Source organism: Paenibacillus oceani (assembly GCF_014705615.1).
In the GTDB taxonomy this organism is placed as follows: domain Bacteria; phylum Bacillota; class Bacilli; order Paenibacillales; family NBRC-103111; genus Paenibacillus_AB; species Paenibacillus_AB oceani.
The window spans coordinates 121,497-146,835 of record NZ_JACXJA010000017.1; the positions used below are offsets into that span (position 1 = coordinate 121,497).

General features: G+C 54.7%; 17 protein-coding genes and 1 pseudogene. 8 read left to right on the forward strand and 10 right to left on the reverse strand.

The window, feature by feature from the left end:
* Positions 1–21 precede the first annotated feature (21 nt).
* Both IDH45_RS14685 and IDH45_RS14690 read right to left on the reverse strand, forming a co-directional pair.
* A complete protein-coding gene (locus IDH45_RS14685; protein ID WP_190928839.1) occupies positions 22–3,027 on the reverse strand; it encodes an extracellular solute-binding protein in 3,006 nt (1,001 codons plus the stop codon).
* Positions 3,028–3,049: 22 nt separating this feature from the next.
* Positions 3,050–4,171 carry an ABC transporter ATP-binding protein gene (locus IDH45_RS14690; protein WP_190928841.1) on the reverse strand — a complete coding sequence of 374 codons (1,122 nt, stop codon included), beginning with the start codon at positions 4,169–4,171 and terminating at the stop codon, positions 3,050–3,052.
* A 318-nt stretch (positions 4,172–4,489) separates the two neighbouring features.
* On the opposite strand from IDH45_RS14690, the gene IDH45_RS14695 reads away from it, so the two are divergent.
* The 3 genes from IDH45_RS14695 (at position 4,490) to nagA (ending at position 9,382) form a co-directional block, all read left to right on the forward strand.
* A complete protein-coding gene (locus IDH45_RS14695; RefSeq protein ID WP_190928843.1) occupies positions 4,490–5,545 on the forward strand; it encodes an alpha/beta hydrolase family protein in 1,056 nt (351 codons plus the stop codon).
* A gap of 1,611 nt (positions 5,546–7,156) precedes the next feature.
* Complete coding sequence (locus tag IDH45_RS14700) at positions 7,157–8,035, forward strand: ABC transporter ATP-binding protein (RefSeq protein WP_190928845.1); 879 nt, start codon at positions 7,157–7,159, stop codon at positions 8,033–8,035.
* Between the two features lie 180 nt (positions 8,036–8,215).
* Complete coding sequence (gene nagA / locus IDH45_RS14705; protein WP_190928847.1) at positions 8,216–9,382, forward strand: N-acetylglucosamine-6-phosphate deacetylase; 1,167 nt, start codon at positions 8,216–8,218, stop codon at positions 9,380–9,382.
* Positions 9,383–9,573: 191 nt separating this feature from the next.
* Here the strand turns inward: nagA and pepF are convergent, their stop codons facing one another.
* Both pepF and IDH45_RS14715 read right to left on the reverse strand, forming a co-directional pair.
* Positions 9,574–11,364: an oligoendopeptidase F gene (pepF, locus tag IDH45_RS14710; protein ID WP_190928849.1), complete on the reverse strand. Its 1,791-nt coding sequence runs from the start codon at positions 11,362–11,364 to the stop codon at positions 9,574–9,576.
* A 412-nt stretch (positions 11,365–11,776) separates the two neighbouring features.
* Entirely contained in the window at positions 11,777–11,956 is a 180-nt protein-coding gene (locus IDH45_RS14715) for a hypothetical protein (RefSeq protein ID WP_190928851.1), read from the reverse strand.
* 339 nt (positions 11,957–12,295) lie between these two features.
* Between IDH45_RS14715 and IDH45_RS14720 the strand changes: the two genes are divergently transcribed.
* On the forward strand, positions 12,296–13,594 hold the full coding sequence (locus IDH45_RS14720) for a hemolysin family protein (RefSeq protein ID WP_190928886.1): 1,299 nt from the start codon (positions 12,296–12,298) through the stop codon (positions 13,592–13,594).
* A 278-nt stretch (positions 13,595–13,872) separates the two neighbouring features.
* On the opposite strand, the gene IDH45_RS14725 is transcribed toward IDH45_RS14720, so the two are convergent.
* Complete coding sequence (locus IDH45_RS14725) at positions 13,873–14,115, reverse strand: hypothetical protein (protein WP_190928853.1); 243 nt, start codon at positions 14,113–14,115, stop codon at positions 13,873–13,875.
* Positions 14,116–14,289: 174 nt separating this feature from the next.
* A complete protein-coding gene (locus IDH45_RS14730) occupies positions 14,290–14,952 on the reverse strand; it encodes a GGDEF domain-containing protein (protein ID WP_190928855.1) in 663 nt (220 codons plus the stop codon).
* A 440-nt stretch (positions 14,953–15,392) separates the two neighbouring features.
* Between IDH45_RS14730 and IDH45_RS14735 the strand changes: the two genes are divergently transcribed.
* Both IDH45_RS14735 and IDH45_RS14740 read left to right on the forward strand, forming a co-directional pair.
* On the forward strand, positions 15,393–16,103 hold the full coding sequence (locus IDH45_RS14735) for a class I SAM-dependent methyltransferase (RefSeq protein ID WP_190928856.1): 711 nt from the start codon (positions 15,393–15,395) through the stop codon (positions 16,101–16,103).
* A gap of 93 nt (positions 16,104–16,196) precedes the next feature.
* The gene (locus IDH45_RS14740) at positions 16,197–16,394 is read left to right on the forward strand and encodes a cold-shock protein (RefSeq protein WP_317891210.1); all 198 of its coding nucleotides are present in this window, start codon (positions 16,197–16,199) and stop codon (positions 16,392–16,394) included.
* A gap of 175 nt (positions 16,395–16,569) precedes the next feature.
* On the opposite strand, the gene IDH45_RS14745 is transcribed toward IDH45_RS14740, so the two are convergent.
* From IDH45_RS14745 to IDH45_RS14760, 4 genes are all read right to left on the reverse strand, one after another.
* Positions 16,570–16,845 (reverse strand): hypothetical protein, encoded by a 276-nt coding sequence (locus tag IDH45_RS14745; RefSeq protein WP_190928860.1) that lies wholly within the window; start codon positions 16,843–16,845, stop codon positions 16,570–16,572.
* Positions 16,846–16,925: 80 nt separating this feature from the next.
* Positions 16,926–18,005 carry a YheC/YheD family protein gene (locus IDH45_RS14750; RefSeq protein ID WP_190928863.1) on the reverse strand — a complete coding sequence of 360 codons (1,080 nt, stop codon included), beginning with the start codon at positions 18,003–18,005 and terminating at the stop codon, positions 16,926–16,928.
* Between the two features lie 37 nt (positions 18,006–18,042).
* A complete protein-coding gene (locus IDH45_RS14755) occupies positions 18,043–19,761 on the reverse strand; it encodes a CgeB family protein (protein ID WP_190928865.1) in 1,719 nt (572 codons plus the stop codon).
* Positions 19,751–21,040, reverse strand: a complete 1,290-nt coding sequence (locus IDH45_RS14760) for a nucleotide sugar dehydrogenase (RefSeq protein WP_190928866.1) — start codon at positions 21,038–21,040, stop codon at positions 19,751–19,753. Before IDH45_RS14760 ends, IDH45_RS14755 begins: the two co-directional genes overlap by 11 nt.
* A 181-nt stretch (positions 21,041–21,221) precedes the next feature.
* Here IDH45_RS14760 and IDH45_RS14765 point away from each other — a divergent pair.
* Together IDH45_RS14765 and IDH45_RS14770 are read left to right on the forward strand one after the other, a co-directional pair.
* Positions 21,222–21,865 (forward strand): annotated as a pseudogene (locus IDH45_RS14765) (YebC/PmpR family DNA-binding transcriptional regulator).
* 348 nt (positions 21,866–22,213) lie between these two features.
* The gene (locus tag IDH45_RS14770) at positions 22,214–24,421 is read left to right on the forward strand and encodes a DNA topoisomerase III (RefSeq protein ID WP_190928887.1); all 2,208 of its coding nucleotides are present in this window, start codon (positions 22,214–22,216) and stop codon (positions 24,419–24,421) included.
* The last annotated feature ends 918 nt before the right edge of the window (positions 24,422–25,339 follow it).

Below are 25,339 nucleotides of genomic sequence, written 5' to 3' on the forward strand. Positions count from 1 at the left end.
AGGGGCACCGAAACACCGGTTTTACTTGTTAACAAATCGGTCAACCCCTTCCCACGGTTTGGTTACTTGAGGCAGGTCCAGCGTATGCAGCACAGTACCGTCAGGCGAGACGAAGCCGAACTCCTGTTCCTTCCGGATCATCTCGCGGTCGATATTGACGACGGCTTCCTCCAGCGATTCGCGGTAGTTCATTCCGTCGACGACCGTCCGGTTCCAAGCGTTGTTCAGCTCCCGCGCTACGAAGTAAGCGCCTGGCGGGTTCGCCATTTCCTTGTACCATCTCCACTGCTCGAGGATGACGTTGCGGTCTTCTCTCGACCATGGAAGTCTTGTGAACGCTTCGACATTAGCGGTCGCCCAGCGGAAGGTGATGCCGTTGAACGACTCGAGATCCATGCCGTACCGCTCTTGCGTATCAGCTGAAAGCAGCCATTTCATATATTTCCAAGCCGCATCTTTTTTCTGTGAGTTTTTGTACATAAACGCCGTCGTTTGACCGCCGGAGGACCAGCGCGCCACCGTGCCGTCCGGCTGCTTGATGCCCGGCAGCGGAGCGATTCCCCACCAGCCGGTCAGCTCGGGAGCTGCTACGGCCAGCTGGATGTAAGTCGTATAGTCGGCCACCCCGATCGGCATATAGCCTTTACGGAAATGCTGATAGAAGTTCGGAACGCTCTTCTCCAGATCGTAAATGTTGAACAGATCGGTCCATTGCTTGAAGCCTTTGAACGCTTCCGGCGTGCTCAGTGCCGTTTGCATGCCGTCCTTGGTGAAGAAGTCGGCGCTGTTCTGATAGATGAACGTAATGAAATCGCCTGTCGGTACGTAGAAATTGTAGCCGCTTTGCTGCAGCGTCGGCAGCATCTCGTACACTTCGTCCCACGTATCCGGAATTTTCAGGCCGAGCTGCTCCATAATGTCTTTCCGGTAGAACATGACTTTAAATTGCTGGGTTTCCGGCAGAGCGTAGTACCCTTTGTTATAGAAGAAAGGCATAAGCGCACCGGGTGCAAACTCGCTCTTGACCTTCTCGAAATCCGGGAATTCGCTCAAATCCTGCAGCGCTCCTCGCATCGCGAAGTCGATCGATTTGTCCTGAGGCTGCCCGAGCACGAGGTCGGGAGTGATGCCTGCAGCGTTTGCGTAGATCAGCAGATTTTCGTCAGCAAGAAGGTTGACCTTGACGCGTACACCGGTCTGCGGGGTGTACAGCTCGTCGCTCAGCTCCTGCAGCAGGTTGACGAAGTCGCGTCCGCGAGCTACCCATACGTTAAGCGCATCCGGATCGATGTCGGTAATGTCTTCTTTCTTAATGAAGGATAAGAAGAAATTGACGATGGTCGCTTTCGATTTCTCGAAAAAGTTCGCTTCCATTTTCGGCATATCCGTTCCGGCCGGCACGATATAAAATTGATCGAGCTGGAGCGGCGATTTGATCAGCGTTTCACGAAGTCCGCCAATTTTTTCCTGGAGGCTTGCGATCGAATCCATATGGTACGGGATCTCGTTCGGATAGCGCAAGTAGCTGTCCAGGTCCCGCTGTACGCTCTGAATCGTCTGATACACGTTGTCCGGCTTGCCGTTCGCTTTCAACTGCTCGTCGGCCATAATAACCAGCCGCTCGCGCACCGCTCTCAGCTTCTCCGGCAATTCGGGGAATTCTTCCTCGATTTTCCATGTCCGGTTTACGTCTACGACGGCGCCGGTCAACGCTTTAAGTTCCGCTGTCACTTCGCGAAGCAGATTGGTCGTTTCTTCGGATTGAATGATTACGGTTTGGAAAGGCGACGACGTTGCGATCATCGTAATGGTGTGCTTGCCTTTCTCAAAATAAAACTCGAACGGATTGCCCGCTTCGTCGGAAAGCGTTATCCCTTTCCATTTGTTCACGTACGGGAATTTGTATTCCAGCAGCTCGCGGAACGGGATTTTGCCGTCTATCATAATCGTCCGGTAAGCGGCCATGTTTGTCAGCGTATTTTGCAGGGCGCGCATGGCGATTTTGTAACGTCCGCTTTCGGGCGCTTCGAACGTCCAGGAGACGGTCTGGCCGCCGGTTTGCCAGCGGGTGCCCCCGACGGTATTAAATCTTTCATTCCCTTGGGACAGAGGAACGGAAAGCGGGTCCTTATTAACGACCATTTGAATAGCGACGTCGTTTTTGGTACCCATTTCTTCCGCCTGGAAATTCACGATATTGCCGGAAGAAGCTTGAGTTGCCGGCAGTTGCGCGGCGTATTGCTTGTAATCGACGAATTGCTGCGGAGGGGTAATCCCGATCGAGCCGATCGCGATCGGTTCGCTGCCTGCCAGCCGGATCGTATGCTCGCCTGCCGACAGGTAAAACTTCAACGGTTCGCTGTACGAGTTAATGGAATCCCGGAACGGCTCGTCAAGCCATTGGTTGATGGATACGGACCTTGGCCGGATGTCGTCGTTTTTGAAATCCACCTTGGCGGGAAGTTCGTCCTTGAACAATCTGCGGAAGACGATCGCTCTGGCTTCGCGGTACGGGAACTGTCCATCGACGGTGACGGCCAGCTGTACCGGTCTCCGGTTCAACGAGCTGGTATTGTTCGGATCGTACGGATAATATTGCAGATTCATCTGATACAGTCCGGCTTTATCGACGCGAACCCGGTATTCGACCCAGTTGTCGCGTTCGCTCTTCCAGAGCAGCACGTTGTCTCTTCCTTGATACGATCCGCTCTGCGCCTGCTTAAACTCCGACTGGTTGGAAATGTCTGCGCCGTTGATCTTATAGGAGCCGGTTCCGGGTGCGTAGCCTTTCGTTGTCCAATCGGCCAGCGTCTGGGCGAAATAGGGCTCGAATTTGCCGAACATGCTCGACGTGGTTAAGTCGGCAGCCTTGGCGGATGTAGCCGCGTTCTGGGTCTTCGTTGCGGCCGTATCGGCGAATGCCGACTGCAAAGGCGAAGGACCGACGAAAGTTGGACCGAGAAGGACAGACACCGCGAGGACGACGGCTACGACCGCCCGCTTATTTTTGGTACGGGTACGTTGCAAGGGTAGATCCTCCTTCCTTGAGTTACGATTCGGTAAGCCGCACTCCGCTATCCCGATCGAAGAACAGCGCTTTGTGCATATCGAAAGCTACCGATACTTTCATCTCGTCATTGTAAAAGTTGCGCGGACTCGTACGTACGACAAGCATGTTCGGCCCGCCGATATCCAGATGAAGGAAGCGGTCGGCTCCCATCAGCTCGTTGAACTTGTGAATGCCGTTAACGACGGCGTTGGGGAACGCATCGAATACGATCTGATCGACGCTGATGTTCTCCGGGCGGACGCCCAGGGTGACGACTTTGTTGACCAGCCGTTTGGCGGTCAGCTCCTTGGCTTTGCCCAGCGGAATTTCGAGGGCGAAGCGGCTTGTGTGGAATTCCAGCTTGCCTCCGTGTTCCTCCAGTCTTCCATCGATGAAGTTCATCGGAGGCGAACCGATAAAGCTGGCGACGAACGTATTGCTAGGATTGTTGTACACTTCCTCCGGCGTGTCGACCTGCTGAATGATGCCGTCCTTCATAACGACGATCCGGTTGGCCATCGTCATCGCTTCCGTCTGGTCATGCGTCACGTAAATCGTCGTAACTTCGAGCTGCTTGTGCAGCCGGATCAGCTCGGCGCGCATCTGTACGCGCAGCTTGGCGTCAAGGTTCGACAAGGGCTCGTCCATAAGAAACACTTCGGGGTTCCGTACGATCGCGCGGCCGAGTGCGACCCGCTGGCGCTGACCGCCGGACAGCTGCTTCGGCTTGCGTTCCAGATACTGCTCGATCTCGAGAACGCGGGCCGCGCGTTTGACGGCGATGTCGATCTCATGCTTCGGCATTTTGCGGAGACGCAAGCCGAAAGCGATATTTTCGTACACCGACATGTTCGGGTACAGGGCGTAGTTCTGGAACACCATCGCGATGTCCCGGTCTTTCGGAGGAAGATCGTTAACCAGCACGTTGTTAATGTAAATTTCGCCCTTGCTGATGTCCTCCAGGCCCGCGATCATGCGGAGCGTAGTAGATTTGCCGCAGCCCGACGGGCCGACGAACACGACGAATTCCTTGTCTTCGATTTCCAGATTGAAATCTTTGACTACGGGCAACTTGTCTTTGCCGTAATGCTTGTAGACGTGGTTGAACAAGATCCGCGACATATGCCGAATACCCCCTTGATAGTGAATTAACAGAAAGCGTTTGCAAATCGTTATAACTTCCATTATAAGAATAGGGCTGTGAAATTGGTGTGAAGAAAACGACATGATTCGCGAGGAAACCGGATGTTAGACCCGGAACATACCGGTTTCATGTGAATTTCGCGTGAATTTAAAGATATTATGAATAATACGGCAGTCCCGTTCCTTCTTATTCCTATTTGAGACAAGTAAATTTTATATGAAGATTGAGAGCGCCTGATGTAAGTCCGGGCAAGTCGTTGTATGATTGAGAAAACGATTACTATAGGAGGAGTTCCGATGCCTTACGAACAATACGAGGACAGCGTCAGACTGGAAAAAAGAAAACAGGCCAAGCAAAATCAAACCTCGCCATATTGCGACTTTATTTACTACGAATCGTCACGGACGCCTGGGGTGATGCTGGCGGCACGCATCGTAAAACCGGAGAAGCCGTCTTATATTCTCGCCGGCACGCATGGCTGGCATATGAGCATCCCCGCCTTCAAGCCGATGGAGGAGCCGCAGCAAGGCAACCATTATTTGAGGGTGGATGTCGATATGCGAGGCAGGGCGCACTCGGAAGGGGCGCCTGATTGCAACGGCTGGGAGCTGTACGATGTAATCGACGCCATTCAGTATGCGCGGGAGCATTACGCCGAGTATATCCTCGATCCGGATATCGTTTATTTCGAGTCCGGAAGCGGAGGGGGCGGCAATGCGATGGCGATTGCCTGCAAATTCCCGGACTATTTCGCCGCCGTCACCGCCTTGTGCGGCATATCCGATTATGCGCTCTGGTACGATAACGACGAGATCGGCGAATTCCGCGACGAGATGGACGTCTGGATCGGCTGCGCGCCGAAGGACAATCCGATGGCGTTCCGTTCCCGCAGCGGGCTGGATCTGATCGGCAATCTGACGAGCCCGGTCTATCTGGCGCACGGGGAGACGGATATCCGCGTGCCGGCGGATCACTCGCGCCTGTATGCCGCGAAGGCCGCCGAGATCGGCAAGGACGATCTGATCACGTATTACGAGCTGCCCGGAGTAGGCACCCGGGATCATTGGGGCAACGCGACCGGCGAGATGCTGGACAAAGTCCGGAGCGAAAGCGAGTTAAACCGCGCCCGGCATCGCCGGCCGGTAGAACTTCCGGAGCGCGGCAGACTGACGGTCGGCGGATACTTGTTCACGCGCCGATTCTCCGTCGTGCTCGATTCGCTCGATAAGGTGGCGGTACTGGAGTACGACCTCGCCGCCGGCAAGTTCGAGCTGACGTGCGAGACGGGGTGCACGTATACGATCACGGCCGGCGGCGAGACGGTTTCGGGAACTGCAGCCGCAGCTTCCTGAAAGCGGAAGGCTGTCCCGGACACGGGCCCGCAACGGTAGATGGGTAAAATGGACATAACGGACAAACATATGAACATGCTGGATAAATGGACAAACGGATGAACGGATGAACGGACAAACGGATAGATGAACGGAAATAACAGCCGTGACCGACATAATGGACATAGCGGACAAACCGACATAGCGGACGTAACGGACATAAAGAACAAACAGACAAACAGACAAGCAGACAAACTGATAAACGGACACAGGGGACACAATGGACACACACAACAGACACAACGGACATAACCCATAAACCGGGCGGTACGAGCAAAGAGCCAGCATCGGCTGTTGAGGAATCCTGTTTGTTGTTGAGAAACCCTGTTTTTTGAAAAGGATTGTAAGCTTGGAGATTTTCCGTCGCCAGTAGTCTCTCAGATCGTGTTTCCAATCGATTTTCTACTTTATGGCAAGTCCACCCTCATTAGAATTTTTAGTATCGCAAATTTCTATAGTCATCCTTAACAGTCCGGGGGTGCACCAGTTTCATCGTTTACGGATAACAGCCCGGCTGTAAAGCGGTGACGCCGCCGCTGACGGTATCGCGAAACCCATATTCAGTTCTCAAGGTAGGACTGCTCCCCTGCGGAGCGGTCTTTTTTTAATTTATCACCGAAAGTATAGCGTAGGAGTGGCTCTAAAACTCGGTAAACGCCAGCGTCAAAAGACGCCGGTAGGCGCTTATCCTCGATCTGCCAGAAAGCTTAAATTCTTTACCGTGCTAAAGTGAATAGAGAGGGTTCCCTTCCTTGGCATTAGATTACAGAACGTATACTACTCAGGTTCGATGACTAACGAATCGAATCGTGCTTATAGCTGAAAAACGACGTTTTTCCAGACTTAACGAATCCAGGGATCGTTATCGAACCGAAAAAGGAAAAAATCGATCCAATTTGCGGAAATAAGAATACAAGAGTTCGTTACAAATTCAAACGTCCGCATTCGTCTCTGATAACGAATTCTGGGTTCGTTAGCCATACCAACGCATGATGACAACGCGACTTAACGGTGGTTGGAGCAGCAACCCTCCCCTCCGACGAGCTGTCGTTTGGGGTTGAAGACCAAAGAACCGTCCGGGGGCTTTACGGACAATTCTTTCTTAGTTACACGCCGGAAAGGTGTTATTCTGACACCTCATCACCGGCATGATTTCGTCCGGACACATCCTTTCCGTACCGCGTGAAGCTCCCAGCGCTCGGTGCCCGGCGTCATATGACGGTGGTCAACCACATTCCCGTAAGCGGAACTATTCGTTCCTTGTTAATATCGCAAAGGCGGCGGGGCGTATTCGCCGATTGTTCGCAAAAACGCTTTTTTGAAGAGCAGGCTTCATCTGAGGGTCACGCCCGGCTGTTACAAGGTGGAAATCGGCAGTAAATGTCCGAGGTTGCTTAGCGCTTTGGACGAAAACGCGAGTATTTTCTGTTCCGGGCGAATACCTGGCATTGACAATGACAATGATAACCATTATCATTTATGAGAGGAAATAATGAGAAACGTTATCATCGATTGATTTAACTCATACCTATGAATCTAAATAATCCTATATTCCGATAAGGAGTGGACGTCATGTCTCGTTTATTTGCCGAGAGGCTTCATATTGCATACGGTGAGAAAGTGATTGTCGATCAACTGAATCTATCGATTCCGGCCGGTAAAGTAACGGCGCTCGTCGGAGCGAACGGTTCGGGGAAATCCACGATCCTGAAAACGATGGCGCGCATCATGAAGCCGCAGAAGGGCGGCGTCTTTCTGGACGGCAAGTCGATCCATCAGATGCAGACGAAGGAAGTCGCCAAGCAGCTCGCCATTCTTCCGCAAAACCCGGTGGCGCCGGAAGGGCTGACGGTAAGCGAGCTCGTTTCGTTCGGGCGTTTTCCGCATCAGAAAGGGTTCGGCTCGCTCAGCAAAGAAGACAAGGAAATGGTGGCATGGGCGCTGCAAGTAACCGGAATGACGGAATTCTCGGACCGTCCGATCGACCAGATGTCGGGCGGGCAGCGGCAGCGCGCCTGGATCGCGATGGCACTGGCGCAAGGTACGGATATTTTGTTCCTGGACGAACCGACCACGTTCCTCGATATGGCTCACCAACTGGAAGTATTAAAGCTGCTGGAGCGGCTTAACAAAGAAGAAGGCCGGACGATCATCATGGTCGTGCACGATCTGAATCACGCTACACGTTATGCCCACCATGTCGTGGCCATCAAACACGGCAATGTGCTGTATGAAGGCTCGCCGACCGAGGTCGTTCATAAAGAGATGCTTCGCGAGGTGTTCGGAATCGAAGCGGACGTCATTCCCGATCCGCGGACCGGCTCGCCGCTCTGCCTGCCTTACGGCCTGGAAGGCGACAAATCGGAGGAAGAGCCGGCTGTCGCCGCTTACGGCGGCGGCGTCAAGATTGAGGAAAGACAGCCGGCCGCAGCCGGGTCCGCAGCGGTATAGCCGCGATATAAACGTATACTTGTCCCCCTCTCCCGTGCTATCATACAAGCAGCAGCAGGTTTAAACCGGCCGCTTCGCGTATACGCGGAAAGGGCCGAAGCAGAAGTAGAGGGAGAAGTTCCCTCTACTTCTTTTCGATCCGGCAGACGGTATACTGCATGCCAAGAGGGAGGAACGGGAGTGGGAGAAACGATTTGGGTCAACGCTACTCTGTATACGGAGCATCGTGTGATCGAGAACGGCCGCATGATTGTAACAGAGAGCGGGACGATACGGGCGCTGGGGGACGAGCTTTTGCCGATCCCTGCGCATGCGCGCGTTTGCGATTGCCGGGGAGCGCTGCTCGTTCCGGGTTTTATCGATGTCCACGTGCACGGCGGCAACGGGTTCGGGATGATGGAGGGGACGCATGAAGCGCTGGACGGAATGAGCCGCTATCATGCCCGGCACGGGACGACCGCTTTTCTGGCGACGACCTCGACGGCCGATATGGAGACGATCAAGCAGGCGCTGCGCAATGCCGCCTCCCATGTCGGGCTTACAGCCGGGGCCGAATTGGCGGGCATCCATCTGGAAGGCCCTTATCTGGACGTCAAGCGGCGCGGCGCGCAAAGCGAAGCGTTTCTGAAGCTTCCCTCCGGAAGTGAAATCGATGAACTGCTGGAAGTTGCCGGCGGACACCTTCGTCTGGTGACGCTCGCCCCCGAGATCGAGGGCGGACTGCAAGCCGTCAAACAGTTCGCGGAGCGCGGCGTAACCGTATCGGCGGGCCATTCAGATGCGACGTTCGCCCTGATGAAGGAAGCGGTCAGCTTGGGGGTGAGCCATACGACGCATCACTTCAACGGCATGAGCCCGATGCATCACCGGGAACCGGGACTGGCCGGAGCCGGGCTGCTGATGGACAAGCTGACGACGGAGCTGATCTGCGACGGCATCCACGTTCATCCTGCTGTCGTGAAGCTGTTGTTCGAGATGAAGGGACCGGGGAATGTATGCATGATCACCGATGCGGTCAGTCCAGCGGGATTGCCGGACGGAGCGTACGGCAGCGTCGTCGTGAGGGCGGGAGAAGTGATGTTGAAGGACGGATCTACGCTGGCCGGAAGCTCCCTGACGATGCTGCAAGCGCTCAAAAATGCGATCAAGTTCACCGGATATCCGCTTGAAAAGCTGCTGCCTTCCATGACCTCTGTGCCGGCCCGCCAAGTGCGGCTCGACAAAGTAAAAGGATCGCTGAGTCCGGGCAAACACGCCGACTTCCTTCTCCTCACCCGGGAGCTGGAGCTGATCTCCACCTATGTGCGGGGCGGCGAAGTGTACTATGCAGGACTTGACGAGGCGTAAGGACGGGCTATCCAGGGTGCGAAGCAGGCAGCAAAGGAACCGGTGCGTACCAGGCTTCGCAGGTTTGGCCCACATGAAAAAACCTCCGAAACCCATAAACGGGCTGGAGGTTTTTTCGCATTTGCGGTCCGTGCAGGCTGCCAAGCGGCCTTGCGCGGCGGGGATTATCCCTATGAGCGCTGGACCAGCCGTTACTTGGTCAACTGCTCCATCTGCTCAATCAGGCTTTCGAACACGCTCATCGCCTGACGGATCGGCTCCGGCGAAGACATGTCAACGCCGGCGCGTTTCAAGATTTCGATCGAATAGTCGCTGCCGCCGCTTTTCAGGAAGCCGAGATAACGTTCGACGGCCGGTTCGCCTTCGTCGAGAATTTGTTTGGCAAAGCTGGTTGCGGCCGAGAAACCCGTCGCATATTTGAATACATAGAAGCTGTTGTAGAAATGGGGGATACGGGCCCACTCCATCTCGATATCCTGGTCGACCGCCATCGCCTTGCCATGATACAGCACGTTCAGGTCGTAATAAATTTTGCTGAGGTCCTGATGTGTCAGCGCTTCGCCATTCTCCGCTTTTTCGTGAATGATCTTCTCGAATTCGGCGAACATCGTCTGACGGAACACGGTCGTCCGGAACTGGTCGGCGTAATACGTAAGCAGGTACATTTTTTCCTTCGGATCGGTCGACTTGTTCAGCATATAGTCCATTAAGAGCGCTTCGTTAAGCGTGGATGCGACTTCGGCCAGGAAGATCGTATATTGCGCGTCGCGGTACTCCTGATTCGTGTCGGACAAGTACGAATGAATCGCATGACCCATCTCGTGCGTCAACGTGAACATGCTGTTCAGATTATCCTTATGGTTGAGCAGTACGTACGGATGGGTGCCGAATGCGCCCCAGCTGTAAGCTCCGCTTCGCTTGCCCTCGTTCTCGTATACGTCAATCCAGCCTCCGTTGAAGCCTTCCTCGAGAATGTTCCGGTAGTTTTCGCCGAGCGGTTTGATACTTTCCATGACGGTTTTTTTCGCTTCTTCGTATGTAATGTCCAGTTTGTACTCGTCGACGAGCGGAGCGAACAAGTCGTACATGTGCAGGTCGTCAACTTTGAGCAGCTTTTTGCGAAGATCCATGTACCGGTGCAGCAGCGGCAAGCTTTCGTGAACGGCGGCGATCAGGTTGTTGTACACGTCTACCGGAATTTTATCGCCGTAGAGGGACGCTTCCAGTGCCGACGGGTATTTTCTCGCTTTGGAATAAAACAAGTTTTTGGTGACGTTGGCGCTGAGAGTCGACGCGAGCGTATTGCGCATTTTGCCGTATGTGGCGTACATCGTCTGGAAGGCGTTTTTGCGGACTTCGCGGTTGCGGCTCTCCAGAAACTGAATGTACCGGCCGTGGGTCAGCTCGACTTCTTCTCCGTCTTCGTTTTTCACTTTCGGGAATTTCATGTCCGCATTGTTGATCATGCCGAAAATCGTGCTGGGCGCTTGGGACATATTGCCGACTTGGGCGAGCAGAGCTTCCTCCGCTTTGGATAAAATATGCGGCTTTTGGCGAAGCATATCTTCCATCGTCTTTTTGTACGGGGCCAGCTCCGGGGCGCTGACGAGCGCGCTCAGCTTGTCGTCCGGCAGGCTTAATATTTCCGGAGTGATATACGACATGGCTTCGTTTACTTCGACGCTCAGCCGTTTCGTTTTCTCGGATAACGCCTGATAGGTCGGGTCGGCCATATCCTCATGATGGCGCATGTTGGCATATACGTACAGCCGCTCGGTATGAAGGGAAATTTTGTCCTCCAGCTCGAAGCATTCTTTAATCGACTTCGCGTTGTCGAGCTTGCCCTCAAATTTGCCGATATCTTTGGCCAGCTTTTTCACTTCGTCGTATTCTTGGTCCCAGGCTTTCTGGCTTTCGAACAAATCTTCGAGCTTCCAGCGGTGCTCGGCGGGAACTTCGGAACGTTTGATCACTTGACTCATGGGTACCCTCCTATCGGTTTTCGAAGGTTTGGCATCTTGAACGGCGTAGACGGGTGCAGTTGCGACGGCTGCCAGGCAAACGGTTGCGATGACCGATACTAGTTTCATGGGACCTCCTAAGAGCTTTGCGTTAGCAAAGCTTGCTTCGAAAGCGCTACTGAGCTTTGCGTTAGCAAAGCTTGCTTCGAAAGCGCTACTGAGCTTTGCGTTAGCAAAGCTTGCTTCGAAAGCGCTACTGAGCTTTGCGTTAGCAAAGCTTGCTTCGAAAGCGCTACTGAGCTTTGCGTAAGCAAAGCTTGCTTCGAAAGCGCTACTGAGCTTTGCGTAAGCAAAGCTTGCTTCGAAAGCGCTACAGCAAACTCCCCTAGTATGGCCGAACGGCCGTGCTTTTATGAAAGGGCACGCAAGCCGGTCATCCCGCGCCAAGAAGACTAAACACGATGATAAAAAACGAGCAGCTTACGAGCACGACGGCGACCAGCGCAAGCAAACGCCGCATTTGGGGCGGGATCGACTCTTTTTTCATAATCAGAATAAGCGCCAATGAAAAAGCGAGAATCGTAAACAATACGACCGATCCGGTGTCATTCATGAGGTCACCTCGTTTACTCGTCAAGATGGTGCGGTTTGGAAGCCGCTTCCTGTTACTTATTCTATACCAGGGAGCCGAATTCCTTTCCGGATTAACGGTGATTTGACGAATGCATGTCCCGTCCGGAACGGTTAGCAAACAACCGGTTTGCGACGTTTTTGACGCCGGACGCAACGCAGCCGGTCATTCGCTTCATAAATCCGGCATAAGTTCCAAGCAGCCGCGAATAAAGATGAGCAATGGACTCGAATAAACGCGGGGGAGTGTAGTCTGAACACCTTCCCGGCGGAGAGGATGGGAAACCGATTGGAAAGCGGCCCGTTACCGATAGGCTGGAGTATGGCGCTAATTGTGGCTTTGGTGATGCTGAACGGTTTTTTTGTCGCGGCACAATTTGCGATGGTCAAAATACGCGGCACCCGGATTGAAAGCCTGGTGCAGGAAGGAAGGCGGCGAGCCAAATTCGCTCAAGCAATTTTGGGCGATCTGAACTTGTATTTATCCGTCTGTCAGTTTGGGATGACATTAACCTCGCTCGGACTGGGCTGGATCGGAGGGCCGGCACTCGCAAAGCTGCTGGAACGTCCTCTGTCCACTCTCCCTTTGTCCGGAGCGGCCGTTCAAGTAATCGGTTTTTTAACCGCTTTCATGCTGATTGCCGCCCTGCATATAACGATCGGGGTGCAGGTGCCGAAGACGGTTGCGATCCATAAGCCGGAACGGACGACGCTGTGGTCCGCGTATCCGATGCTGGCGTTCTACAAGCTGATGCTCCCGATTATGGGGCTGCTGAACGGTCTGTCCGACAGGCTGCTGCAAATATCCGGCATTCAGCCGGAGCGGGGGAACGATTCGGTCCATTCGGAAGAAGAAATTCGCATTCTGGTCAAGGAAAGTCATAAAAACGGGCTGATCGATAATACCGAGCTGACGCTTGTTGAGCATATTTTTGAGTTTTCCGATACAAATGCGCGGGAAATTATGATTCCGCGAACCGAGATGGTCTGTTTGTACACCAATCTGTCCTACGAGGAGAACAAAAAAATCGCGATAAACGAGATGCATACCCGTTACCCTGTGGCGGAGATCGACAAAGACAACATTATCGGGTTCGTGCACATTAAAGAGCTGTTGAAGCATAACGATTCGCTGGACAACATCATGACCATTATCCGTCCGCTGATGAATGTGCCGGAGTCGATGCCGATCAGCACGCTGCTGCGGCTGCTGCAGAAAAACCGGACCGAGATGGCGCTGCTGATCGACGAATACGGAGGCACTTCGGGCCTGGTCACGATCGAAGATATCATGGAGGAAATCGTAGGCGAGATCCGGAACGAATTCGACGAGGGGCGGCCGCGTATCGAGGAAAAAGCCGCTTTGACGTATTCGATCGACGGTCTGCTGCTGATCGACGATGTCAATCAGTACTTCGGCACCGGCATCGAAACGGACAATTACGATACGATCGGCGGCTGGATCTACTCCCAGGTGGAGATTCCTCCCCGCAAAAGCCAGCGGGTGGACCGGGACGGCCTCGAGTTCATCGTCGAGGAGGTCGACCATATGCGAATCTCACGGCTGACCGTCCGCGTACCCGAGCATTACAAGATGCCGCTGCGGCAGGAGGTGTCCTAAAGCCGGGACTGCGGGTTAGGATAGGGGCGATAGGGGTGGTATAGGAGTTTGCACGTCAAAAAACCGTCCGGACGCTTTACTTTAACCGGACGGTTTTCTCTTTAGGCAGAGACAGAACGTATAAAGTTGCTAAAGTATTAAAGCTTCAAAGCGTTGCTTCGAAAAAGCGAACTGCGAGCTTCTGCACCAACAGTGCCGCCACTTACGAAGGCCTATATCTTGACACAGGTTATTGTTTAAAGGCTTTTTTCCTGCATGTCTCCATCAAGCGGCGACTCTTACACTTCTTTGAACGCCTCGAGAATTTGCAGCCGTTCTTCCTCCGTACCTTGGAACCGTTCTACGGAAAAACGTTCCTCCGCCCAATGCATCAGCGCCGGACGGCTCAAAAACTCGAAATTGTCTTCGCCCCACTGATCGGAAATGACCCGGACCACGATACGCGTGCCGTGAACTTCGACGTTCAGCATGTTCCATTTATCTTGTTTATAAATCGTTACTTTCTTAATTCCTTTAGACATCCAGCATTCTCCTTTATTCGTATCACATGCCGGGTGAAATGGCAGCCGCCCTGGCAGAAAGCGCCGAATCCGCTGGCGTCCGGATTCGCCCCGGCTTGCAGTCCGCCCTTTGTACGATTGTATCATACGCAGACACCGTTGGAAATTATTCCGGCGGAAACCGGTGATATTCGGTCACGAATGGCCGGGATGTTTCGTTTTGCGGGCGACTTCGCTCCGGTCATATTTGCGCAGCAGATCGTCGAGCGCTTCGCGCAGGAGAGCGGATTCTTTTTTGTTCAGCTGCTCGGCCAGCGACTTTAACCGTCTGACGTTCGTTGAAGGGTAATAACACGATTTCATAACCATTTCTTCATTCGGCGGAAGCGCGACCTGATTGCGCCCGATTTCTTTGGCGGATACGAGTGCGGCGCTTGCCGCCCGGCGCAGGGCGGATTCGGTTTTGCCGTCCCGCGGGTATTGGGCTACGCCGATCGTGACTGTAATCCGGTGTTCCTGCGGCAGTTGAAAGACGTCTGCAGATGCTTCGATCTTGGCGCGAAACCGCTCCATCTGCAGGAAAGCCTGCTCCAACGTCGCCCCTTCGAGCACGAGAGCGAACTCGTCGCCGGACACGCGGTAAGCTTCCGCACCCGGCTCTTCCTTAAGGACGGCGGCCAGCTGCTTTAACACTTGGTCGCCCGTCTCGCTCCCCAGAATCTGATTGACTTCCAGAAAGTGATCGACGTCGATCATCGCGAGGGCGACCTGCTCATCCTGCCCGATTTTCTCCTGGACGTGTTTCTCCATCGCTTTGTGATTCAGCAGCCCGGTAAGTGAATCCAAGTATTTCGTCATTGTATCACTCCTATGTATTGTAATAATCACATTACAAATTATTATATATATTATTGTAAAATTCAATAGTGTTTTTGGAAAATAATAGATAGAGGTAAGCAAGAGGCTGTCGATTCCATGTGGACAACCAAGTGGAAAGGGAAAAGATAACCTTCTGGCGAGTTTTGTCTGGAATCCCCTACCTTATAATCCTTATGAAATCAAGGGATTCCGGACAACCTGTCTGAGCAGAAGAAGGTACCTTTTCACTGGGAACGGTCTGCTAACACTTCTACACAATAAATCGACAGGCTCAACAAAGTCGTTTATCCAAAATATTCCTTGTTTTTTACATTTGCCTTCTTTATAATCGATACCAATACCCGGCGAGGCCGGGCAGAAGCACGAGCCGAGCGGAGTATGGAATCAATAGCCGAGAATAGCCGAGGAGAGTGGAGAAGATGAAGCAAGAGCAGCATTACGAGCAAGTTGGGGTAGCTATGACATGCAGGGGCTACGCAGAATATGAGCGCATGTTCGGGCTGAATGCGGAGTTGCTGAAGAGCGGACCGGTACTGGACGTGGCGGCCGGAGCGTCATCGTTTGCGGCGGAAGTGCGTTCCATGGGGGTAGATGTCGTATGCGCGGACCCGCGTTATGCGATGTCACCGGAGCAGATCGGCGAAGAAGGGGCGGCCGAGATCGAATCGTCTACGCTGAAGCTGGCCGGATTGGCGGGCAAGTTCGACTGGAGCTATTACGGCAATCCGCAATCCCACAAGGCCGGACGGCTGGAGTCGCTGGACAGGTTTCTGAGCGATTATTCGTTAGTGGGCGCCCGCGAGCGGTATGTGCCCGACAAGCTGCCGTCGCTGTCGTTCGCCGATAACCGTTTTGCGCTTGTATTGTGCAGCCACTTTTTATTTCTATATGGAGATCAGTTCGACGATACGTTTCACCGGGCGGCGCTGGAAGAGCTGCTGCGGGTATGCAGGCCTGGCGGCGAGGTGCGCGTCTATCCGCTGCTGTCGCTTCGCTGGGAGCGGTATCCGGGGCTGCCTGCTCTGATCGCGTTTCTGGAATCGCGGGGCGCATCCTGTGAGCTGCGGACTTCCGGACTTCCTTTTATCCCTGGTTCGTCGGAAATGTTATGTATAACCAAAAAAACGTAACGACAAGCCTGCATAAAAGTTCCCTCCTCTGCATATAATAGGCGTTGCGCCGCATCAAACGGACGTCTCAAAAGCGAACTGGAGGTAATGGCATTGAAAGGTACTGTAAAATGGTTTAACGCGGAGAAAGGGTACGGATTCATCCGGTCGGACGACGGGGAGGACGTATTCGTACACTACTCGGCGATTCAGGGAGACGGATTCAAGTCGTTGGACGAAGGCCAGGAAGTTGAGTTCGATAAAGTAACCGGCGAACGCGGCCCGCAGGCGTCCAACGTTAACAAGCTGTAGTCCTCTGCCTGCAGGCAAGTCCAAGAAAAGGCCGCCTCGAACGGATCGGGGCGGCCTTGTTCTATGGCAAATAAGGCGAATCTATTCATGTGGAGATGGGAACTCCCCAATAGAAGCAGGAACAGGTTATGCAGATAAGCTTCATTCTTGGGGGATTTTCCGGCAAGTATGCTTATTACGGACCTTCGGTTACGGTTACGATCAGGTTCGCAGATAAAACCGGTGTAATAACTACGGTTTCTGCGGTGACCCCTGGAACAGGAACGATAATATCCTGATCGACTCCGAGGATAGGCAAGAGATCGATTGTAACGTTGCTCCCTACATACGGATAAGGTACATTCGTTAGCAGGTTAACTCCTACTGGGATCGTTACCGGCGGAAGGGGCGGGACGGTTTGAACGATAGAAGCCAGAGTAATCGTAACAAGACCAAAATCAGATGCTCCCATGTTATCTCCTCCTTTCTGATCTTAGTATATGAATCTAGCAGCAGAATGTTCTTTTTATTTACTGAATTGTATGATTGTTACTAGTTCGTTTGACTTCGACGGTTCAGGATCAAGCAGAGAGCGTAATCGAGCGGCATCGTCAGCGAATCGCCCCGGTCCGGCTCCAGCCTGTTCATCAGCGGCGTAGGCAAAGGGTTTACTTCGAAGACAAACAAACGGCCGCTGCTCTCCATCCCCAGATCCACACTGATATCCGCGAAATGATGGGCCGTTCGGTCCAAAGTCCGGCCTATGCCGAATCCGATCTCGGCAGCTTCCTTATCCAGCCGGTCGATCCGTTCGGTTCCTTGAGGGTACATACTCTTCCACTGGATCATCGTTAAGATTCTCGTTTTCAAAGGAATGACATGGCTTGAATTGGGGGCGATCCGAAACACGAAATAAGAGACTTCCCAGCGGCCTGATCCGTTCTTGATCAGATGAAGCCGAAAGTCCGTCGCTCCGCCCATCCATTGCTCGGTCTGAATCGACTGCTGCAGCAAGTAAGGCCGCTTGTTCAAATTCGCCCGAAACTGGCTGTAAAAATCGCCGCTGCTCCTGTACGTCTCAAACACCATATCCAGCCCCCTCACATAAGAAGCCTGAATGCTCCCGTCCTCCTGAAGCGCCGCTCTAACGATCCCGAGACTGCTGTGGCCGTTCGCAGCGTCGATCGGTTTCAGGAACAGATCGCGGTGCCGGAGCAGAAATGATTCGAAATCCGCCTCGCCGGCAAGCCGCCGGGTATCTGGCAAATAAGGGCGGATCGCACTGTCTGCAGCCAGCAGCTGCCACCCTTCCCACTTGTCGAACATGTAAGAGTTGAACACACGGTTGCTGGTCGCTTGTACGAGCTCGTTCATGCGTTTCGGACCCGCCATACACTGCATATAGACCGCGTCCGGAATCCGGAACGTTTCCTTCCCGGGATGGAAGGAACGGCGCTGCGGCAGCCAGCGGTGGCCGGTTACGGTACGTTCCGCGAGACGGACCGAGTCGTGATCGAACATGATCCAGGTGACGTCGGATGGGCCCGTGTATGACTGAAGCCGCTTTTTCACGAACGGATGGACGAATCTCCTGTGCTTGGATACGCAGATGCCGATCAGGGGGTGTCCCATAGTCGAGTCCCTTCTTTCCCATCGTGTTAGCTCGGCGTCACACGGTCGCCGTGCCTTTATAATCGAGTGCGGCTGCGGCGGTTTCCAGCGAGTAGACGGGCTGGGGTGTATCGGTGTGCATCACGAAATTAAATTTATCGGCGGAGTAAAGCTTCATTCCGCTTTGGATGCAGCGCTCCAGCAGGCCGGCAAACGTAAGTCCCGCCAGCGGCGATGCGAACGCAATCCGGGTCAGCGCTTCCTTCTTCATTACCCATGCCGATTCGTTCAGGGTGGGAACGTAACGGTTCTGGTTATGCTCGTTGCACAAATAAAGCGCCGCCTGTCGCGGAGAATAGGCGTAGTAGGCGCTTTTGCCAGCCAAATCGGCTCCCGTATATTGAAAAGCGTGCATCAGATCCGTCAAAAAATAAGGAGCGTAGTAGTGGTCTTCGTGAAAATAGGATACATATGGCATCGGGCTGTAGGCGGAGATGGCTTGCAGCATCTGGACAGGTGACTCCCCCTCGGGGCGGATGAACATCCTTACGTTCGTCCCGGCCTTCGCGAACGCAGGCGCCATGACCATATTCGGGCGATGCGTCAGTAGCATCAGCTCCTTTTTGCCCCAGCGCTGTTTCTGGAACTGATCGAGCACCCGCTCAAGCGAATCCGGCGAGGAAACGAAAGCAACCACCGCCGCGCCGGGCTCCTCCACAGCCCCCCGAATGCCAATCCTGGATAAAATGTCATGAAACCGGTGTTTGTATAGATGCCGGGAATACATTTCCCTCACACCGAGGACGCTCAGCTTCTCCGAGCAAAGCTTGTTGGTCAGCAGCTGGTGCAAAATCCGCGACGTTTGCTCCTTCGTATACGCGATCGGGACGAGATCGGGAAACATGCCGGCAATTCCCCGGGAGTAGCTGGTGATGACATTCGCACCGGAAGCCAGGAGCTCGTACACTCTTCGGGAGAACATCGTGGGGCTGTGTTTAACGGAATTTACGTTCAGGAATACCTTGTACAGCCGGTAAGCTTTTACCATCTCCGCGTAACTGAGCTGGCCGACGATGTGGGGACGGTACACATCGGGAAAACGGTCTCGCCACGCCCGGTCCGGTCTGTCATAGATATGAAGGCCGTATGGGATCGCCGGAAGCAGCAGCAGCTGCGTATCCGGAATGCGATCGGGATAAAGCGGATTGTGGTAATAGGTGCCTGCGAACGCAACGTTCCGCTTCCTCGTGTAGTTCGATCCGACGGGATTGTGCAGGGCGGGCTGGGCGGCGAAGGGCAGACTGTATACGCGAGAATGACCGGCATCTCTCTGATACAAGGGAATACAGCTTGCATCCGTCGTAAAGATATGATCGAACAACTTGGCCGTACCTAGAAAATGATCATAGTTGGGAGGGTCTTCCTTGTTCCAAAACACGGTCGGGATGCCAGCCTGCCAGCAATAGGCGACAAGCTTGGCAATCTCGCAGCCGGTTCTCGACGGGTTCAAGCCGTAGAGTCCCCAGCGCCTGTCCTTCCATGCCGATTCGACAAGCAGAAAATGCGGCCGCACCTTATGCAGCTGCCTGCGCCATTTGGACACATACAGCGGGATTAACGTGCATTCGTACTTGAAGCATTCGAAGCTGAACGTATCGAGAATCGAGGCAACTACCAGATCCGGCCTGCCATTGTGCAGTGGCGGAGCCGGAGGAAGCGTCTGGATTTGCGCTTTGACGCTGTTGAGAACAGTGGGTGCAAGGCTGTTAATGGTCATCGGCTTCACGGCTCCTTATACGGTTGATCCCGGGTGTACCGATCCGGTAACAAGCAAATCCGTGAATCTCCAGATCGGCCGGGTCGAGCGCGTTCCTCGTATCGAGAAACTGGCGGGTGTTCATACCGGCGGCGATCCGGGTGTAATCCAGTTCCCGGAACACGGCATGATCCGTCAGGAGGATCAGGCAGTCCGAACGCTCCGCCGCTTCGTAGACGCTGCTATTATTGCCATAAGCGTTTCCCGTATAAGGATCAAACACGTTGACGGCATAACCTTTGGATAAAAGGGCTTGAAGGATAGCGACGGACGGGCTGCCGCGCGTATCATCGCTGTTTCCTTTGTAGGCGAGGCCGAGAAGCGTCAGCACCGGGGTATCGATTCCGGCGACGAGCGATTCGATCATCCGGACGATCCGGGCTGGCGTGTGATCGTTGATCGTTCTGGCAAGCAGCGTCAGCGGGGCGTCACCGTGAGCGCTATCCACGATAAACCACGGGTCGACGGCAATACAGTGCCCGCCTACGCCGGGTCCCGGCTGGAGGATGCGCACCCGGGGATGCGTATTGGCCAGCCGGATCGCTTCCCATACGTTGATCCCGGCTGACTCGGAGATGCGGGCCATTTCGTTGGCGAAGGCGATATTGACGTCCCGGGACGTATTCTCCATCAGCTTAACCATCTCCGCCGTCGCACTGTCCGTAAGATGAATGCTTCCTTTGACAAAACGGCCGTACAGCATCGCCGCTTCGCGGGCCGACTCTTCGTTCACGCCGCCGATAATGCGGTCATTGTCTACGAGTTCGCTCCACACATTGCCCGGATAGACGCGTTCGGGCGAATACGCGACGAAGAGCTGCCGGCCGATATCCAGTCCGGTTTGTTTCAACTGCGGCACGATATGACGATTCACCGTACCGGGAGGGATCGTAGATTCGACGACAACCAGATTGCCTTCTCTTAAATAAGGAATAATAGAATCGACCGCAGCATGCACATAGCTCAAATCCGGAGAGCGGTCGGGCCCTACCGGAGTTTGAACTGCAATGATATAGGCGTCTGCGTGATCCGGAACGGCAGAGAAGCGAAGCCGGCCTTCCGTCATTTGCGTTCTGACCGAGTCCCGGAGGCCGGGCTCGTTAATCGGAATGCCGCTGCGGTTCAAGGTGGCGATCACGGCGGCATTGATGTCCACTCCGCGTACGTCGATCCCGTGCTCCGCAAGGACGGCGGCGGTAGGGAGGCCGATATATCCCAATCCGATAACGTTGACTTGCATGCTGCAACCTCCTCTTGCCCAGCTTGACGGAAATGCTCGTTTTAGTGTATGAGCGCGCTGCGGCTGCTGTACAGGCGGTTGTCGCTTGTCTGCGTAAATGTGCGGAACAATCGCTTTGACCGCCCTCAGGGGAAATGGTAAACTATTAGGGCCATACTACGAACGAGAAGCAGTACAAGCTATGCCAAAGTTTAAAAATTTCGCAGCAAAAAAAGGGAAGCTGGACCAGGCCAAAAACAATATGTTCGTCAAGCTGGCCCGGGAAATCTATATGGAAGCCCGTAAGGGCGGACCGAACCCGGACGGCAACTTCAAGCTGAAGACGGCGTAGAGTATGAGGAGATCATCTACGAAGGCTACGGACCGGGCGGAGTCGCCATCATGGTAAAATGTTTGACCGATAGCCGCAATCGCACGGCTGCCGACGTTCGCTCCATCTTCAACAAACGGGGCGGCAACATGGGCGAATCCGGCTGCGTCTCCTATATGTTCGACGAGAAGGGCGTCCTTATGATCGACCGGGAAGATGTGGAGCTTGAAGAGGACGAAGTGATGATGCAGGTGCTGGAATGCGGAGCCGAAGACGTGATCGCAAGCGAGGACAGCTTCGAGATTTTGACCCACCCGCACGAATTCGAGGCGGTGAAGACGGCTCTCGAGGGCCAGGATTATTCTTTTGAGAGCTCGTCCTTGCGTTGGGTGCCGCAAAACTACGTCAAGGTAGAAGGCGACAATGCCGACAAGCTGATGAAGATGATGGAAGGCTTCGACGATAACGACGACGTGCAGGACGTGTACGCCAACTTCGAAACGGATGATGCCTAAGGTTTTCCTAAAGGTGCGTGTTCAAAAAGTCTGGTTTTCAGCACCGAGAAGTTGGGATGAAGCTAGGAAATGAGGAGCGGAGCGTAGTGGCAGCTTTTGTGAGCACCGGAAGTTCCGGCTGAATTCCATATTCGATGTCGAGTAGGCTTTCGGATCTGCTTCGTGATCAAAAGCGGACTTTTGAACAACCTCTAAAGGGGAGACAGTTGCCCCGGCAAACGCAGATTGAATACATGGCTGAAGGTCCCGCTAGCCGGGACCTTTGTTTTTGTACAGGAACGCCGAGCGGGAGAACGGGTGGAGCGGAAGTTCACAAAGCGGGATTATTTTGAAAGGGGCTGTTGAATGATGAAATCTTTAGTGCTTGCCGAGAAACCGAGCGTAGCGAAGGAACTGGCCCGGGTGCTGGGCTGTGGGGCCAAGCAGAAGAGCTGGTACGAAGGCCCGAAGTATGTCGTGACTTGGGCGCTTGGCCATCTGGTCGAGCTGGCGGAGCCGGAAGACTACAATCCGGCGTACAAGACGTGGAATTTGGAAGATTTGCCGATATTGCCGGACAAGATGAACTTGAAAGTGATTCGCGAGACGTCGCACCAATACAAAGCGGTTGCCCAGCTGTGCAAGCGTTCCGATATCGGGGAGCTGATCATCGCGACCGACGCCGGACGGGAAGGTGAGCTGGTCGCCCGCTGGATTATGGAGCTGGCTCACTGGCGCAAGCCGTTCAAGCGGCTGTGGATCTCGTCGCAGACGGATATGGCGATCCGGGAAGGATTCGCCAAGCTGAAGGCGGGGCGCGACTACGACCGGCTCTATGCATCGGCGGTCTGCCGGGCGGAGGCGGACTGGCTGATCGGCCTTAACGTGACACGGGCGCTCACGAGCAAATATAACGCCCAGCTCGCCGCCGGTCGGGTGCAGACGCCGACGCTTGCCATGCTGATGGACCGCGAGCGGGAGATTAACGGCTTCCATCCCGTTCCCTACTGGACGGTCACAGCGGATTGCGGCGGATTTACCGCGTTGTGGCGCAAGGACGAGAAGCACGACGGCCGCCTGTACGAGAAGGCGGAAGCGGAGGCGCTGGCCGGCCGTGTGAAAGATAAGGCTGCGGTCGTGGACACGCTGCGCAAGACGGAGCGCACCGAGCTGCCGCCGCTCGCTTACGACTTGACCGAGCTGCAGCGGGACGCGAACAAACGTCTTGGCTTTTCGGCAAAACAGACGTCCAACGTGCTTCAGAGGCTGTACGAGCAGCACAAGCTCGTAACGTATCCGAGAACGGATTCGCGTTACCTCACCTCCGATATGGCGCCGACGTTCAAGAACCGTCTGGAAAGCGTCGCCACCGGCCCTTACGCTGCGCTGGCCAGACCGCTGCTGCGCAAGCCGCTCGCCATCACGAAACGGATCGTCGACGATTCCAAGGTGACCGACCACCACGCGATCATCCCGACGGAACAGTTCGTGCAGCTGGGAGCGCTTAGTCCGGAGGAGCGCAAGCTGTACGATCTGATCGTACGCCGGTTTATTGCGCTCTTTTATGCTCCGAATCGTTATGACGAGACGAGTGTCGTTATTCGGGCAGGCGAGGAACGTTTCTATGCGAAAGGTTACGTTCAAAAAGATGCGGGCTGGAAAGAAGTATATAGCGGCGCTGCCGCCGGGAGCGCCGCGGAAGCCGATGACGAGGATGAGGAGGAGCCGGCGGGCGACGACGACGGCGGCCGGGGGGCTGGGGCTGGACGCGCCGCAGCGGCGCATATGCCTTCCCAGTCGCTTCCGGAGCTCCAGAACGGCCAGAAGCTCAGTGTGCGTGGCAGCCGCATCGGCAGCTTCGAGACGAAGCCTCCGGCAAGACATACGGAAGCGTCGCTGCTGGCGAGAATGGCGAAGCATAATCTCGGTACGCCGGCGACGCGCGCCGATATTATCGAGAAGCTGCTCGGGACGGATACGATCGAGCGTCAGCAGAGCCGGCTCGTTCCGACCGGCAAAGGCAGGCAACTGATCGAGCTGGTCGCGGACGACCTGCGGACTCCGGAGCTGACGGCGAGATGGGAGCAGGAGCTGGAGCGGATTGCGCAAGGCAAGGGCGATCCGAAGGCGTTTATCGCCGATATCCGCAGCAAGACGGTACGGCTCGTCGCCGAGGTGAAGGCCAGCCAGAAGGAATACAAGCCTCACAATCTAACGCATACGAAGTGTCCGGAGTGCGGGCAGAAAATGATGGAGACGAAGGGCAAACGCGGCAAAATGCTCGTCTGTCCGAGCCGGGAATGCGGTTTCCGCCGGCCGGCGGAACCGGCTTTGTCCGGCAGACGCTGTCCGCAATGCCATAAGCGGATGGAGCTCCACGACGGAAAAGCCGGGAAATATTTCCAATGCCGGCCGTGCAACGTGGTCGAGAAGCTGGACGCAGGCCCGGGCGCCGGCGGGAAGGCGGGGCGGAAGCAGCAGGCGCAGCTCGCCAAGCAGTTCAGCGACAACGTGACGCTAGGCTCGAGTCTCGGCGACGCCTTGAAAGCGGCGCTCGAGCGGGACGGCAAAGAGTAAAGAAAGCGCAAGCGGGAGCCGGGACCGGCGACAAGCGGCTGTTTCAAGCATGCCGCTTTCGGCAATGCGCCCGGCGCGCGATGCAGCAAGCTCCCGGCGGCGTTACGCCGGCAGGGGGCCGGATACAGGAAGGCCCGGAGCTTCACCGTCCTTGCGACGGCGAGCACCGGGCCTTTTTTTGCTGTATTGCCATGTGCAGTTTTTTTTTACCTTACGCAACCCCCTAGTACCAGGAACCGACCATCGACCACCGAATACCCTAGTACCGAGCTTCCCAGTACCGAATACCGCAGTACCGAGCTTCCCAGTTCGAGCACCCCAGTTCGAGCACCCCAGTACCGAGTGTTCCGGCGCCGCAACACCGCAACACCGCAACACCGCAACACCGCAACACCGCAACACCGCAACACCGCAACACCGCAACACCGCAACACCGCAGTTTCCAGCCCCGAGCACTCTGCACTGAGCACTCCAACTCCCCAAGGTAACTGAATAAGAGTGGTTTGTACCCCTAATTTTTTCCGCAACCCGGTTGTCTGGGGAAATAAGAGCGGTTTGGAGCTGTTAAAATCGGCGAAAAGGGTGCAGACCCGATCAGATGGTGGATATAAGGGGTACAAACCGCCTTTATTTGTTTCGTTTCTTCGAAAATGCCGAAAATAAAGGGTACCAAAGACTCTTATCATTTTGTTCAGAGCCCGCATGCGTACGTTTTGGCGAAGGGAAACACATCCAATTCGCAAGAAAGTGGTTTACGGGCCGTATTCGCATTTGAAGCTGTGCTGTATCCATCATCCCAATGCGACGGAGGGCGAGCGTCTGGAACTTAAGAACGCAAGAACGCAAGAACGCAAGAACGCAAGAACGCAAGAACGCAAGAACGCAAGAACGCAAGAACGCAAGAACGCAAGAACGCAA

Coding starts and splice junctions, on each gene's coding strand:
- IDH45_RS14690 (WP_190928841.1), bottom strand. CDS start 4,171: ATGTCGCGGATCTTGTTCAACCACGTCTACAAGCATTACGGCAAAGAC.
- IDH45_RS14695 (WP_190928843.1), top strand. CDS start 4,490: ATGCCTTACGAACAATACGAGGACAGCGTCAGACTGGAAAAAAGAAAA.
- IDH45_RS14700 (WP_190928845.1), top strand. CDS start 7,157: ATGTCTCGTTTATTTGCCGAGAGGCTTCATATTGCATACGGTGAGAAA.
- pepF (WP_190928849.1), bottom strand. CDS start 11,364: ATGAGTCAAGTGATCAAACGTTCCGAAGTTCCCGCCGAGCACCGCTGG.
- IDH45_RS14715 (WP_190928851.1), bottom strand. CDS start 11,956: ATGAATGACACCGGATCGGTCGTATTGTTTACGATTCTCGCTTTTTCA.
- IDH45_RS14720 (WP_190928886.1), top strand. CDS start 12,296: ATGGCGCTAATTGTGGCTTTGGTGATGCTGAACGGTTTTTTTGTCGCG.
- IDH45_RS14725 (WP_190928853.1), bottom strand. CDS start 14,115: ATGTCTAAAGGAATTAAGAAAGTAACGATTTATAAACAAGATAAATGG.
- IDH45_RS14730 (WP_190928855.1), bottom strand. CDS start 14,952: ATGACGAAATACTTGGATTCACTTACCGGGCTGCTGAATCACAAAGCG.
- IDH45_RS14735 (WP_190928856.1), top strand. CDS start 15,393: ATGAAGCAAGAGCAGCATTACGAGCAAGTTGGGGTAGCTATGACATGC.
- IDH45_RS14745 (WP_190928860.1), bottom strand. CDS start 16,845: ATGGGAGCATCTGATTTTGGTCTTGTTACGATTACTCTGGCTTCTATC.
- IDH45_RS14750 (WP_190928863.1), bottom strand. CDS start 18,005: ATGGGACACCCCCTGATCGGCATCTGCGTATCCAAGCACAGGAGATTC.
- IDH45_RS14755 (WP_190928865.1), bottom strand. CDS start 19,761: ATGACCATTAACAGCCTTGCACCCACTGTTCTCAACAGCGTCAAAGCG.
- IDH45_RS14760 (WP_190928866.1), bottom strand. CDS start 21,040: ATGCAAGTCAACGTTATCGGATTGGGATATATCGGCCTCCCTACCGCC.
- IDH45_RS14770 (WP_190928887.1), top strand. CDS start 22,214: ATGAAATCTTTAGTGCTTGCCGAGAAACCGAGCGTAGCGAAGGAACTG.